This window comes from Streptomyces sp. NPDC031049 (assembly GCF_055571015.1).
In genome coordinates this window covers 402,775-416,116 of the sequence record NZ_JBVIGC010000005.1, presented here as the reverse complement: position 1 = coordinate 416,116, position 13,342 = coordinate 402,775, and the positions used below count along the sequence as shown (strand labels likewise).

General features: G+C 73.0%; 11 protein-coding genes. 9 read left to right on the top strand and 2 right to left on the bottom strand.

What is annotated here, in order from left to right:
• Nucleotides 1–142: 142 nt before the first annotated feature.
• Together ACZ45Q_RS11760 and ACZ45Q_RS11755 are read right to left on the bottom strand one after the other, a co-directional pair.
• Nucleotides 143–1,762 (bottom strand): solute symporter family protein, encoded by a 1,620-nt coding sequence (locus ACZ45Q_RS11760; RefSeq protein WP_468258483.1) that lies wholly within the window; start codon nucleotides 1,760–1,762, stop codon nucleotides 143–145.
• Complete coding sequence (locus tag ACZ45Q_RS11755; RefSeq protein ID WP_468258608.1) at nucleotides 1,759–2,115, bottom strand: DUF485 domain-containing protein; 357 nt, start codon at nucleotides 2,113–2,115, stop codon at nucleotides 1,759–1,761. Before ACZ45Q_RS11755 ends, ACZ45Q_RS11760 begins: the two co-directional genes overlap by 4 nt.
• A 268-nt stretch (nucleotides 2,116–2,383) precedes the next feature.
• On the opposite strand from ACZ45Q_RS11755, the gene ACZ45Q_RS11750 reads away from it, so the two are divergent.
• The 9 genes from ACZ45Q_RS11750 to ACZ45Q_RS11710 all read left to right on the top strand — a co-directional run bounded on the left by ACZ45Q_RS11750 (nucleotide 2,384) and on the right by ACZ45Q_RS11710 (nucleotide 13,310).
• A complete protein-coding gene (locus ACZ45Q_RS11750) occupies nucleotides 2,384–3,913 on the top strand; it encodes a S8 family peptidase (RefSeq protein ID WP_468258480.1) in 1,530 nt (509 codons plus the stop codon).
• 59 nt (nucleotides 3,914–3,972) lie between these two features.
• Entirely contained in the window at nucleotides 3,973–5,490 is a 1,518-nt protein-coding gene (locus tag ACZ45Q_RS11745) for a S8 family serine peptidase (RefSeq protein WP_468258606.1), read from the top strand.
• 84 nt (nucleotides 5,491–5,574) lie between these two features.
• Complete coding sequence (locus ACZ45Q_RS11740; protein WP_468258477.1) at nucleotides 5,575–7,206, top strand: CoA transferase; 1,632 nt, start codon at nucleotides 5,575–5,577, stop codon at nucleotides 7,204–7,206.
• A 114-nt stretch (nucleotides 7,207–7,320) separates the two neighbouring features.
• Complete coding sequence (locus ACZ45Q_RS11735) at nucleotides 7,321–8,334, top strand: CopD family protein (protein ID WP_468258474.1); 1,014 nt, start codon at nucleotides 7,321–7,323, stop codon at nucleotides 8,332–8,334.
• 115 nt (nucleotides 8,335–8,449) lie between these two features.
• Nucleotides 8,450–9,436 (top strand): DEDDh family exonuclease, encoded by a 987-nt coding sequence (locus tag ACZ45Q_RS11730; RefSeq protein ID WP_468258471.1) that lies wholly within the window; start codon nucleotides 8,450–8,452, stop codon nucleotides 9,434–9,436.
• A 157-nt stretch (nucleotides 9,437–9,593) separates the two neighbouring features.
• Nucleotides 9,594–9,827 (top strand): hypothetical protein, encoded by a 234-nt coding sequence (locus ACZ45Q_RS11725; protein WP_078957636.1) that lies wholly within the window; start codon nucleotides 9,594–9,596, stop codon nucleotides 9,825–9,827.
• Nucleotides 9,828–9,874: 47 nt separating this feature from the next.
• Nucleotides 9,875–10,717, top strand: a complete 843-nt coding sequence (locus ACZ45Q_RS11720; RefSeq protein WP_468258468.1) for an SURF1 family cytochrome oxidase biogenesis protein — start codon at nucleotides 9,875–9,877, stop codon at nucleotides 10,715–10,717.
• A 51-nt stretch (nucleotides 10,718–10,768) separates the two neighbouring features.
• Nucleotides 10,769–12,550, top strand: coding sequence for a glycoside hydrolase family 15 protein (locus ACZ45Q_RS11715; protein ID WP_468258465.1), 1,782 nt, complete (start codon nucleotides 10,769–10,771; stop codon nucleotides 12,548–12,550).
• 4 nt (nucleotides 12,551–12,554) lie between these two features.
• Entirely contained in the window at nucleotides 12,555–13,310 is a 756-nt protein-coding gene (locus ACZ45Q_RS11710; RefSeq protein WP_468258462.1) for an SDR family oxidoreductase, read from the top strand.
• The last annotated feature ends 32 nt before the right edge of the window (nucleotides 13,311–13,342 follow it).

Here is a 13,342-nt window from a genome sequence, read left to right as displayed (position 1 = left end):
AGCCTACGTGACCGCACCGACAACGCCACAGACCCGATCCCACGACGTGGAACGCGGCCGTGCCGCAGGGACCTGGAGGTTCCTACGACACGGCCGCGCACGGCCGGTCGTCCCTAGTGGGCGCCGGCGCCGTCAGGCGTCCCTAGTGGGCGCCGGTGCCGGTCAGGGAACGGACCTCCAGCTCGGCGTACTTGCCGGTGTCGGGCTCCTCCTTGGACAGGACCGTGCCGAGCCAGCCCATGAGGAAGCCGAACGGGATGGAGATCAGGCCGGGGTTCTTCAGCGGGAACCAGGCGAAGTCGACGTCGGGGAACATCGCCTTGGGGTCGCCGGAGACCACGGGCGAGAAGAGCACCAGGCCGACGGCGACGATCAGGCCGCCGTAGATCGACCACAGCGCGCCCTGGGTGGTGAACCGCTTCCAGAACAGGCTGTAGAGGATGGTCGGCAGGTTGGCGGAGGCGGCGACGGCGAAGGCCAGTGCGACGAGGCCGGCGACGTTCAGGTCGCGGGCGAGGGCGCCGAGCAGGATGGAGACGGCGCCGATGCCGATGGTGGCCAGGCGGGCCGCCCGGACCTCCTGCTTCTCGGTGGCCTGGCCCTTCTTGATGACGTTCGCGTAGATGTCGTGGGCGAACGACGAGGACGAGGCCAGGGTGAGTCCGGCGACGACGGCGAGGATCGTCGCGAAGGCCACCGCCGAGATGGTGGCGAGCAGGATCGCGCCCCAGGCCGAGTCGACGCCGCCCAGGTGCAGGGCGAGCAGTGGTGCCGCGGTGTTGCCGGACGGGTTGGAGGCGATGATCTCGTCCTGTGAGATCAGCGCGGCGGCGCCGAAGCCGAGGGCGATGGTCATCAGGTAGAAGGCGCCGATGATGCCGATGGCCCAGTTCACGGACTTACGGGCGGCCTTGGCGTTGGGCACCGTGTAGAAGCGGATCAGGATGTGCGGCAGTCCGGCGGTGCCCAGGACGAGGGCGATGCCGAGGGAGATGAAGTCCAGCTTGGAGGTGCCGCTGCCGCCGTACTGGAGGCCGGGCTCCAGGAAGGCGGCGCCCTTGCCGCTGTTCTCGGCGGCCTTGCCCAGCAGGTCGGAGATGTTGAAGTTGAACTTCAGCAGCACCAGGAAGGTGATCAGGATGGTGCCGCCGATGAGCAGCACGGCCTTGACCATCTGCACCCAGGTGGTGCCCTTCATGCCGCCGATGGACACGTAGACGATCATCAGGACGCCGACGAGGGCGACGATGAGGATCTTGCCGGCGTCGGAGGTGATGCCGAGCAGCAGCGACACCAGGACGCCGGCGCCGGCCATCTGGGCCAGCAGGTAGAAGATCGACACCACGATCGTGGAGGTGCCGGCGGCGGTGCGGACCGGACGCTGGCGCATGCGGTAGGCGAGGACGTCGCCCATGGTGTAGCGGCCGGAGTTCCTCAGCGGCTCGGCGACCAGGAGCAGCGCCACCAGCCAGGCGACCAGGAAGCCGATGGAGTACAGGAAGCCGTCGTAGCCGAAGAGGGCGATGGCGCCGGCGATGCCGAGGAAGGACGCGGCGGACATGTAGTCGCCGGAGACGGCGAGGCCGTTCTGGAAGGCGCTGAACGACCGTCCGCCGGCGTAGAAGTCGGCGGCGTCCTTGGTCTGCCGCCCCGCCCAGACGGTGATGAACAGGGTGGCGATGACGAACGCCGTGAACAGGGAGATGATCAGCGGCCGGTGCTGGCTGGCCTCGTTGGCCGCGACAGTGATGGCGAGGTTCACGCGCCGCCCTCCATCCGGGACTTGATGGCCTCGGCCTTGGGGTCGAGCTTCGCGGCGGCGTGCCGCGAGTACCACCAGGCGATGAGGAACGTGGTGACGAACTGGGCGATGCCGAAGACGAAGGCGACGTTGATGTTGCCGAAGAGCTTCGCGCCCATGAAGCCGCCCGCGTAGTTGGACAGCAGCACGTACAGCAGGTACCAGGCGACGAAGGCGATCGTCAGCGGGAAGGCGAAGGAGCGGAAGGAGCGGCGCAGTTCACCGAACTCGGCGCTCTGCTGCACCTCGGTGAACTCCTCGGTGGACGGGAGTCGGTGTTGCTCCTTCGAGGGGGGCGGTGCGTCGGCGGCCACGGAGTCTCCTCGTACGACGGACATGACGGCTTGTTACCTCGGTCTTTCTCAGCAGGGGGCCGGTCGTGCTCGTGCTCCCTGTCCAACGACACGGCGGTTCGCGGGCACCGGTTCAACATCGGCCGCACTTTCCCAAGTCGCGATCTGCAAGTCATTGCTGGCCAGCGGCTGAGGGGGATAGCTTCACCCTGCACCACCCGTCATGTACCTGCCCGAGGACCACCTGTGTCTCGGGCCGGTCTCGTTCACCGGATGATGTGGAGACCCCATGGCTCATCTGCCTCCCAGACGCAGGCTCGCCCTCACGGTGCCGCTCGCCCTGTCGCTGAGCGTGTCGCTCGGGGCGTTCGGGCTTCAGGCGTCCGCCTCGGCCGCCCCGCGCACCCAGCCGGCGGCCGAGGCCGCCGACGCGCCGGAGCTGGCGTACGTCGTCAACACCAAGACGGACCGCCGCACGCTCGCGTCGGTGAAGAAGGCGATAGCCGCGTCCGGCGGCAGTGTGGTGGTCAGCTACGACCGGATCGGCGTGATCGTCGCCCACTCGGACAACCCCGGGTTCGGGGCGCAGATGCGTGCGGTGCGCGGCGTGCAGTCGGCGGGGGCGACGCGCACCGCTCCGCTGGTCGCCGCCGGGACCACGGACGCGGGTGCGGCGGAGTTCCTCACCGACGAGCAGGCCGCCCGGGCCGCCGAGGCGGCCACAGCGGACATGGAGCCGCTCGAGGCGGACCAGTGGGACCTGCGCGCGATAGGCGCCGACGAGGCGGCGAAGATCAACCCGGGCAGCGACAAGGTCACGGTCGCCGTGATCGACACGGGCGTCGACGACACCCACCCCGATCTCGCCCCGAACTTCTCGGCGTCCCAGTCGGCCAACTGCGTCGGCGGCAAGGCGGACACCAGTGAGGGCGCCTGGCGGCCGTACACCGCCGACGACTACCACGGCACCCATGTGGCCGGTGAGATCGCCGCCGCCCGCAACGGCGTCGGGGTCGCCGGGGTCGCGCCGGGCGTGAAGGTCTCCAGCATCAAGGTGAGCGACCAGCACAACGGCCTGTTCTACCCGGAGAACGTCGTCTGCGCGTTCGTGTTCGCCGCCGACAACGGCGTGGAGATCACGAACAACAGCTACTACATCGATCCGTGGCTGTACAACTGCATGGACGACCCCGACCAGCGGGCGATCGTCGACGCGGTCAACCGGGCCCAGCTCTACGCCCAGCGCAAGGGCACCCTGCACGTGGCCTCGGCCGGCAACTCCAACCACGACCTGGCCTCCGACGCGATCGTCGACGACTCCAGCCCGGACGACTCCACGCCGGTGACGCGGACCATCGACCCGAGCGAGTGCCTCGACCTGCCGACCCAGCTGCCCGGCGTGGTCACGGTCAGCGCCACGGGCGTGAAGAACGAGAAGTCGTACTACTCCACGTACGGCAGGGGCGTCGTCGACGTGGCGGCGCCGGGCGGCGACCGCAAGTACCAGATTCCGGACACCCCGTCGAAGAACGGCCGGATCCTGTCCACCATGCCCAACAACGAGTACGCCTTCCTCCAGGGCACCTCGATGGCCTCGCCGCACGCCGCGGGCGTCGCCGCGCTGCTGAAGTCCCGCTACCCCTGGCTGCGCCCGGCCGCGCTCCAGGCGCTGCTGAAGGTCCAGGCGGACGAGCAGGCCTGCCCGGCCTCCTACGACCAGGACGGCGACGGCACCCAGGACGCGGTGTGCGAGGGCGGCACGTACCGCAACGGCTTCTACGGCGCCGGCATCGTCAACGCGCTGAAGGCGGTGAAGTGACCGCGATGGCCCGGTCCCTGCCCACCTCGAACGCCTCGAACGAACGGGAGACCCCGTCCATGACCCCGTCCCGCCCGCGGTCCCGCCGCGCCCTGGTGCTCCCGGCCGGTCTGGCCGCGGCGACGGCCCTCGCACTGCTGCCGGGGGCCCCGGCCGCCGCGGCCCCGGCACCCTCCGGCGCCACGGCCGAGGAGACGTCGCTCAGCTACGTCGTCAACGTCCGCCCCGGGCACGGTCCCTCGGCCCGGGTGAAGCGGGCGATATCCGAGGCCGGCGGCACGATCGTGACGTCGTACGACCGGATCGGCGTCGTGGTGGTCCACTCGGCCGACCCCGGCTTCGCGAAGAAGATCCGCACGGTGCGGGGCGTGGACTCCGCCGGTGCCACCCGCACCGCTCCGCTGCCGTCGGCCGCCACGACGGACATGGGCGCGCCCAAGGTGCTGGACGCGCAGGAGATCGCGGCCGTCGAGGCCGCCGCGGGGCAGGACCCGCTCCAGCCCCTTCAGTGGGACCTGCCGGCCATCAAGGCGGACAAGGCGCACGAGAGGTCGCTCGGCAGCAGTGACGTGACCGTCGCGGTCATCGACACCGGCGTCGACGACACCCACCCCGACATCGCGCCGAACTTCGACCGCGAGGCCTCCGTCAACTGCGTCTCCGGCAAGCCGGACACCAGCGAGGGCGCCTGGCGGCCGGGGGCCGGGGAGAGCCCGCACGGCACGCACGTCGCCGGTGAGATCGCCGCCGCGAAGAACGGCGTCGGCATGACGGGTGTCGCGCCCGGCGTGAAGGTCTCCGGCATCAAGGTGTCCAACCCGGACGGCTTCTTCTACACCGAGGCCGTGGTGTGCGGGGTCATGTGGGCGGCCGAGCACGGCGTCGACGTGACCAACAACAGCTATTACACCGACCCGTGGTACTTCAACTGCAAGAACGACCCCGACCAGAAGGCCCTGGTCGAGGCCGTCACGCGGGCCTCGCGGTACGCGGAGAAGAAGGGCGCGGTCAACGTCGCCGCGGCCGGCAACGAGAACTACGACCTCGCGGCCGACGAGATCACCGACCCGGTCTCCCCCAACGACTCCACGCCCTCGGACCGGGTGATCGACCCCTCCGAGTGCCTGGACATCCCGACCCAGCTGCCGGGCGTCGTCACGGTCGCGGCGACCGGCGCCAAGGGCCTGAAGTCGTCCTTCTCCAACTACGGCCGGGGCGTCGTCGACATCGCGGCCCCGGGCGGCGACGCGACGGCGTACCAGCGTCCGGAGCCGCCCGCGACCAGCGGTCTGATCCTGGGCACGCTGCCCGGCGGCCGCTGGGGCTACATGGCCGGTACGTCGATGGCGTCGCCGCACGTCGCGGGCGTCGCCGCGCTCATCAAGTCGACGCACCCGTACGCTCCGCCGGCCATGGTCAAGGCCCTGCTGTACGCCGAGGCCGACGCCACGCCGTGCACCAAGCCGTACGACATCGACGGCGACGGCAAGGTGGACGCGGTGTGCGAGGGCCCGAAGAACCGCAACGGCTTCTACGGCTGGGGCATGGCGGACGCCCTGGACGCGGTCACGCGCTAGGCGATGGTTCCGTGGAGGGGGGCGGCCGTCTCCTGACGGGTCGACCCTCCGGCATTGACTCGATCAATACTGCATAGTGCAGTCATGACCGGCATCGAGTCCGCATGGTCCGCCCTGGGCGGCGATCCTTCCCTGCTCTCCCGGGTCACCACGGTGGCCCGGGAGAGCGTGCTTCCGGCGCGGCTGCCCGTACGGGAGCTGGCACGGGCCACGGTCGGCGCCTGCGCGCTGGCCGCCGCCGAGCTGGCGGCGCGGCGCTCCGGGACCGGCGAGGTGCCCGCGGTGCGGGTGGACGACGCGGCCGTCGCGACGGCGTTCACCGGTGAGCGGCACCTGCTGGTGGACGGGCGGGCCCCGCAGACCTTCGCGCCGCTCTCGCGGTTCTGGCCGACGGCGGACGGCTGGGTGCGGACGCACGCGAACTATCCGCACCACCGTGAACGGCTGCTGACGGCCCTGGGGGTGCCGGACGACGTCTCCGCGGTCGGGTCCGCGCTCGCCGAACGGCCCGCCGCACAGGCCGAGGAGGCCGTGTACGCGGCCGGAGGGCTGGCGGTGGCCGTGCGCTCGCCCGAGGAATGGGCGGCGCACGAACAGGGGACCGCGGTGGCGGCCGGACCCCTGGTCGAACGCGGCCGGCTCGGCCCCGCACGCGCGCGTGCGCTCCCGCCGGCGCCCTCCGCTCCCCTGCTGCCGGCCGCCGGCGTACGGGTCCTGGACCTGACCCGGGTCATCGCGGGCCCGGTCGCCACCCGCACGCTCGCGCTGCTCGGTGCGGACGTCCTGCGCATCGACGCCCCGCACCTGCCGGAGCTGCCCGACCAGCACGCCGACACCGGCTTCGGCAAGCGCTCGGCGCTGCTGGACCTCGCGGCCGACCGGTCCGTGTTCGAGGAGCTGCTCGCGGCGGCGGACGTCGTCGTCACCGGCTACCGACCGGGCGCGCTCGACCGGTTCGGCCTGTCACCCGAGGCGCTGGCGGAGCGCCGGCCCGGACTGGTCGTGGCGCAGCTGTCGGCGTGGGGGCCGTCCGGGCCGTGGGCGCGGCGGCGCGGCTTCGACAGCCTGGTGCAGGCGGCCACCGGGATCGCCGTCGTGGAGGGCGGCCCGCGGCGGCCGGGCGCGCTGCCGGCGCAGGCTCTGGACCACGGCAGCGGGTATCTGCTGGCGGCGGGCGTGCTGCGGGCGCTGACCGACCGGGCGGCGGAGGGCGGCGGCCGGTACGTCCGGGTCGCGCTGGCACGCACGGCGGCGTGGCTCACCGGCGGGCTGCGGACGGACACGGCGGGCGCGCGTGCGGGCGCCGGTGCCCGTGCCGAGCCCGGGGCCGTTGCCGGTGCCCGTGCCGAGCCCGGGGCCGTTGCCGGTGCCCGTGCCGAGCCCGGGGCCGTTGCCGGTGCCCGTGTCGAGGCCGGGGCCCCTGCCGACCGGGATGTCGGTGCCGACGCCGACGCCGACGCCAACGCCGGCACGGGCGCGGGCACCGGTGTCGATGCCGCTGTCGGTGGGGTCGCCGGTGCCGGGATCGGTGCGGGCGCCGGTGCCGGCGGCGGTGGCGGTGGGGGCGCCCAGGGGGCGTGGGAGTGGCTCGCCGAGCGGGACTCCCGTCTCGGGCGGCTGCGCTACGCCCTGCCCCCGGTGTCCTTCGCCGGCGGCCCGCAGGACTGGGCGCGGCCACCGGGCCCGTGCGGGTCGGACGCAGCCCGCTGGGCGTGAGCCGGGCGCCGCCCCCGGTGGGGCGGCCGAATCCGCCGCCGTGGACGGAATGCCGTACCGCCAGTCGTTTTCCTTGACTTGCCCCGGTCTGGGGGAGCTGGTGAAGATCTTGAGGTGACCTTGATAAGACCCACGTCCCGGGCGGCCGGCACCGGCCGGCACGCGCGGCCCCCCTCCGGCGGTTCCGGACGGGCCGTGGCCGTGCTGGTGCTGGTGGCGCTCGGGGCGCTGATACCCCTGCTCGGCCCGTCCCCCGCGCTGCACGGCACCGGGGAGGCCGCGGCTCCCGGCACCGGCGGCATATCCCTGCTGCGCACGGTGCTGTTCGCGGCGCTGGCCGTACCGGTCGGGGAGCTGTTCGTCGACCGGCTGGCCCGCGCGCTGCCCGGTGCCCCGCCGGAGCGGCCCCGGAGTTGGTCACCGTACGCGGCGGTCGCCGGCTTCGTCGCCGCGCTCGCCCTCGCCTCGGTCGTGGCGACGGGCAACCTGGTGCCGGACAGCCTCGCCGAGATCGACGCCGGCGGCCTGTACGCCTCGCGCGACGGCAAGCTGGCGCTGCTGGAGGTCAACGCGTTCCTCGTGGCCGGCCTGTGCGCCGTCTCCCGCCGGCCGGTCACCCAAGTCTGGCCGCTGGCCGCCGTGGTGGTCGCCGAGGCCCTGCGCGCCCACCCCCCGACCGAGTACAGCCCGCTGATCGGTTCCGGACTGACGCTCGTGCACCTGACGTGCGCCTCGCTGTGGGTGGGCGGCCTGCTGTACGCGCTGCGGACGCTGCGGCACTGGCACGGCGCCGAGGCGGGCCCCGCCCTGCTGAGCCTCTACGCGCGCGTGGCGGCCGTGCTGCTCGCCGCCATCACCGCCACGGGCGTGTGCAGTTCGCTGCGCCGGATGCCGGCGGACACCATCGTGGACCAGCTGACGGCCACGGCGTACGGGCGGGTGCTGCTCGCCAAGGTAATTCTGGTCGCGGCCGTCGCGGCCCTCGCCCTGTGGGCGCGTGTCCGGCTGAGCCGCGCGGCGGACCCGCTGTCCGCCTGTTCCCCCGCGCGCGCGGAGGTCGCCGTACTGGGCGTGGTCGTCGCGGTGTCGGGGCTGCTGACGGCGCTTCCGGTGCCCATCCGCTGGTGACGCCCGCGAGCCCCGGCGGCAAGACCCCCGTGGCGGCCGGAACTTGACGGGGGGACCGGTCCGGGCGGGCCCTGCGGGACCGGACTGTCAGTCGTGGCCCGTATCCTCAGTGACCATGCTCGAAGACCAGACGACCGCAGCGTCCTCCCCCACAACGTGGCCGGCCGCGTATCCGCAGGGATACGCGGTCGTTGACGTGGAGACCACCGGCCTGGCCCGCGACGACCGCATCATCTCCGCGGCCGTCTACCGGCTGGACGCGCGCGGCGAGGTCGAGGACCACTGGTACACGCTGGTCAATCCGGAGCGGGACCCGGGCCCGGTGTGGATACACGGTCTGACGAGCGAGCTGCTCGAGGGCGCGCCCCTCTTCCGGGAGGTGGCCGAGGAGTTCGCGGCCCGGCTCGACGGCCGGGTGCTGGTCGCGCACAACGCCGTCTTCGACTGGCAGATGATCGCCCGTGAGTACGCGCGGGCGGAGCGCGAGGCCCCGGTGCGCCACCGCCTGTGCACCATCGCGCTCTCCAAGGAGCTGGCGCTGCCGCTGCCCAACCACAAGCTGGAGTCCCTCGCCGCGCACTTCGGCGTCGTCCAGCAGCGCGCGCACCACGCGCTGGACGACGCGCGCGTGCTGGCCGAGGCGTTCCGGCCGAGCCTGCACGCGGCGGCGGCCGGCGGGCTCCGGCTGCCCCTGCACGAGTGCCGCCCGCTCACCGAGTGGTCGGACCGCCCCGCTCCGCGCATCGGCCGCCAGGCGGGGCACGGCGGCTACCGGGCCGGCGGCTGGCGCCCCTCCCGCAGAAGGCCCGCATGCCCCTATCCCAACCCGGGCCGCTACGAAGAGGGCAAACGCCTCAAGCAGGGCATGCGGGTCGCCTTCTCGGGTGACACCTCGGTCGACCGGGAGCTGCTGGAGGACCGCGCCACCGACGCCGGGCTGCACGTGGCGACCAGCCTGTCCCGGCTGACCAGCCTGCTGGTCACCAACGACCCCGACTCGGGCACGTCCAAGGTGGTCAAGGCCCGGCAGTACGGGACACCGGTGGTGGACGAGGCGGCGTTCGGACAGCTGCTGGCCGACGTGGAGCCCGCCGACGGCTGACCGCGCGGAGGCCCGGACGCCCCGTGCGGGGCGGGTGGCGCCGCGCGGACGGGTGAACGCCGGCGGGCGCGGTGCCTGCCGGGCGGACGGGTGATTGCCGGGCGACTCGCCCGCCGCCCGCTCGCCCGCGGCGCGGCGACGGCTCACCCTGTGGCGCATGGCGACATGTGAAGTCTGCGGCAACAACTACGGCATGACCTTCGAGGTGCACGCGCAGGGCGCGGTGCACGTCTTCGACTGCTTCTCCTGTGCGATCCACCGCATGGCCCCGATCTGCGAGCACTGCCGCGTGCAGATCATCGGGCAGGGCGTCGAGGTCGAGGGCCACTGGTACTGCGGCGCCCACTGCGCCCGCGCCGAGGGAAAGGCGGGGATCGTCGACCGCGTCTGACCGCACCCCCGTGCGGACACCCCACGACCGAGTTGTACCGTCGTGGGGTGTACCGCTTCCTGTTGTCCCGGCAGTGGGTGACCCTCACGCTGGTCGCCCTGATCCTCGTCCCCACGATGATCTGGCTGGGCTTCTGGCAGATGGACCGCTACGAGCAGCGCGCCGCCCGCAACCAGCTGGTCGCCGACGCGCTGGCCGCCGAGCCGGTGCCCGTGCAGCGGCTGACCTCGCCGGGCCACTCCGTCACCCGTGAGGAGCGGTACCGCACGGTGACCGCCACGGGCCGCTTCGACACCGGTGACGAGGTCGTCGTCCGCCGCCGCACCAACGCCCACGACAAGGTCGGCTACCACGTGCTGACCCCGTTCGTCCTGAACGACGGCAAGGTGCTGCTGGTCAACCGGGGCTGGGTCCCCGTGAGCGACGCCGGGCAGACCGCCTTCCCCGAGATCCCCGCGCCGCCCCGCGGTGAGATCACCGTCACCGGGCGGCTGATGCCCGACGAGACGACCGCCGCCAGCGGCATCAAGGAACTGGAGGGCCTGCCCGAGCGGCAGATCATGCTGATCGACAGCGAGCAGGAGGCCCGGCGGCTGGGTGCCGAGGTGCTCGGCGGCTACGTCGTGCTGACGGCGCCCGAACCCGAGGGCGGCACCCCGGAGCCGATCGGCAGGCCCGGCGACGAGAACGCGGCGCTGAACTACGCGTACGCCGTCCAGTGGTGGCTGTTCGCGGCGGCCGTGCCGGTCGGCTGGTTCTTCCTGGCCCGCCGCGAGGCCCGGGAACGGGCGGAGCAGGCCACGCGGACGGCCGGAGAGACGGCCGGGCACGAGACCGCCGACCCCACGGCGGAACCCGCGGCGGCCCGGACGGGGCAGCAGACGGGGTAACTCCCCCGACCGCGGCGGTTGCGCCGCCCCCGGTCGGGAAGACGGAACCCCGTGCACCCCCGAATCGAGGACTACGCGATCATCGGCGACGAGCAGACCGCGGCGCTGGTCGGCACGGACGGTTCCGTGGACTGGATGTGCCTGCCCCGCTTCGACTCCGCCGCCTGCTTCGCCAAACTGCTGGGCGACGAGGACAACGGACACTGGCGCATCGCCCCCGAGGGCGCGGACCGCTGTACCCGGCGGGCCTACCGCCGCGACACCCTCGTCCTGGACACCGACTGGGAGACCGAGGACGGCGCGGTCCGGGTCACCGACTTCATGCCGCAACGCGACCGCGCCCCGGACATCGTCCGGATCGTGGAGGGGCTGCGCGGTGAGGTCACCGTGCACAGCCTGCTGAAGCTGCGCTTCGACTACGGCTCGATCGTCCCCTGGATGCGCCGGACCGACGGCCTGCGCGTGGCGGTCGCCGGACCGGACTCGGCGTGGCTGCGCAGCGTGCCCGAGGTGCGCACCTGGGGCGAGAACTACGGGACGCACTCGCGGTTCACCGTGGCGGAGGGCGAGAAGGTCGCGTTCGTACTGACCTGGCACCCCTCGCACGAGCCCCCTCCCCTGCCCGTCGACCCGTACGAGGCGCTGCACCACAGCGTCACCGACTGGCGGGCCTGGGCCGGCCACTGCCGCTACGACGGCCCGTACCGGGACGCCGTCGTCCGCTCCCTGATCACCCTGAAGGCGCTCACCTACAAGCCGACCGGCGGCATCGTGGCCGCCGCCACCACCTCGCTGCCCGAGCAGCCGGGCGGCGTGCGCAACTGGGACTACCGCTACTGCTGGCTGCGCGACTCCACCCTCACCCTGGGCGCCCTGCTGGCGGCCGGCTATCTGTCCGAGGCGGAGGCCTGGCGCGACTGGCTGCTGCGCGCGGTCGCGGGCAGCCCGGAGGATCTACAGATCATGTACGGCGTGGCGGGCGAGCGCCGGCTGCCGGAGCTTGAGCTGCCGTGGCTGTCCGGGTTCGACGGCTCCCGCCCCGTACGCATCGGCAACGACGCCGTGAACCAGCTCCAGCTGGACGTGTACGGCCAGGTGATGGACACGATCTCGGTGGCCCGCAAGGCGGGCATGCCGTCCAAGCCCCAGATGTGGGAGCTCCAGTGCGCCCTGATGGACTTCCTGCGCACCGCGTGGCGGGAGCCGGACGAGGGGCTGTGGGAGGTGCGCGGCGGACGCCGCCAGTTCGTGCACTCCAAGGTGATGTGCTGGGTGGCCGCCGACCGTGCCGTGCGCACCCTGGAGGAGAATCCGGGGCTGGACGGCGACCTGGAGGGCTGGCGGGCCCTGCGCGAGGAGATCCACCGCGAGGTGTGCGAGAAGGGCTACGATCCGGCGCGCAACACCTTCACCCAGTACTACGGCTCCCGGGAGCTGGACGCGGCGCTGCTGTTCATCCCGCGCGTCGGCTTTCTGCCGCCGGACGATCCGCGGGTCGTCGGCACCATCGACGCGGTCGCCCGCGAGCTGAGCAGCGGCGGCCTGGTGCACCGCTACAGCACCCGGGACGGTGTCGACGGCCTGCCGGGCCACGAGGGCACGTTCGTGGTGTGCTCCTTCTGGCTCGCGGAGGCGCTGCACATGACCGGCCGGACCAAGGAGGCCCGGGAGCTGTTCGAGCGGCTGCTGGGGCTCGCCAACGACGTGGGGCTGCTGTCCGAGGAGTACGACCCGGTGGCCGGCCGTCAGCTGGGCAACTTCCCGCAGGCCTTCAGCCACATCGGCCTGGTGCACACCGCCCTCGCCCTCTTCGGGGAGGACGCGGCAGGATAGGGCCATGGATCTTGGACTGAAGGACCGGGTATACGTCGTCACCGGGGCCACCCGGGGCCTGGGCAACGCCGCCGCGCGCGAGCTGGTCGCCGACGGCGCCAAGGTGGTCGTGACCGGCCGGGACGAGCGGAGCGCCGTCGAGGCCGCCGCGGCACTGGGACCGGACGCGGTGGGTGTGGCCGCCGACAACGCCGACCCGGGGGCCGCGGACCGGCTGATCGCCACCGCGCGGGAGCGGTTCGGGCGCTTCGACGGCGTCCTGGTGAGCGTCGGCGGGCCGCCGCCGGGGTTCGTCGCCGACAACACCGACGAGCAGTGGCAGGCGGCGTTCGAGTCGGTCTTCCTCGGTGCGGTGCGGCTCGCGCGGGCGGCGGCGGCCGAGCTGGAGGAGGGCGGTGTCGTCGGCTTCGTGCTGTCGGGCTCGGTGTACGAGCCGATCCCGGGCCTGACCATCTCCAACGGGCTGCGCCCCGGTCTGGCCGGCTTCGCCAAGTCCCTCGCGGACGAGCTGGGCCCGCGCGGCATCCGGGTCGTCGGCGTGCTGCCGGGCCGCATCGACACGGACCGGGTGCGCGAGCTGGACGGCCTGTCGGCCGACCCGGAGGCGACGCGGGTGCAGAACGAGTCACGGATTCCCCTGCGCCGGTACGGGACACCGGAGGAGTTCGGCCGCGCGGCGGCGTTCCTGCTGTCCCCGGCGGCGTCCTACCTGACGGGCGTGATGCTCCCGGTGGACGGCGGCGTGCGCCACGGCTTCTGACGCCGACCGGTTCGCACACCCGCACCGGCCGG

Excerpts from the sequence above, each read along its gene's own strand:
- ACZ45Q_RS11745 (WP_468258606.1), top strand. The coding sequence starts at position 3,973 with ATGACCCCGTCCCGCCCGCGGTCCCGCCGCGCCCTGGTGCTCCCGGCC.
- ACZ45Q_RS11750 (WP_468258480.1), top strand. The coding sequence starts at position 2,384 with ATGGCTCATCTGCCTCCCAGACGCAGGCTCGCCCTCACGGTGCCGCTC.
- ACZ45Q_RS11740 (WP_468258477.1), top strand. The coding sequence starts at position 5,575 with ATGACCGGCATCGAGTCCGCATGGTCCGCCCTGGGCGGCGATCCTTCC.
- ACZ45Q_RS11730 (WP_468258471.1), top strand. The coding sequence starts at position 8,450 with ATGCTCGAAGACCAGACGACCGCAGCGTCCTCCCCCACAACGTGGCCG.
- ACZ45Q_RS11710 (WP_468258462.1), top strand. The coding sequence starts at position 12,555 with ATGGATCTTGGACTGAAGGACCGGGTATACGTCGTCACCGGGGCCACC.
- ACZ45Q_RS11725 (WP_078957636.1), top strand. The coding sequence starts at position 9,594 with ATGGCGACATGTGAAGTCTGCGGCAACAACTACGGCATGACCTTCGAG.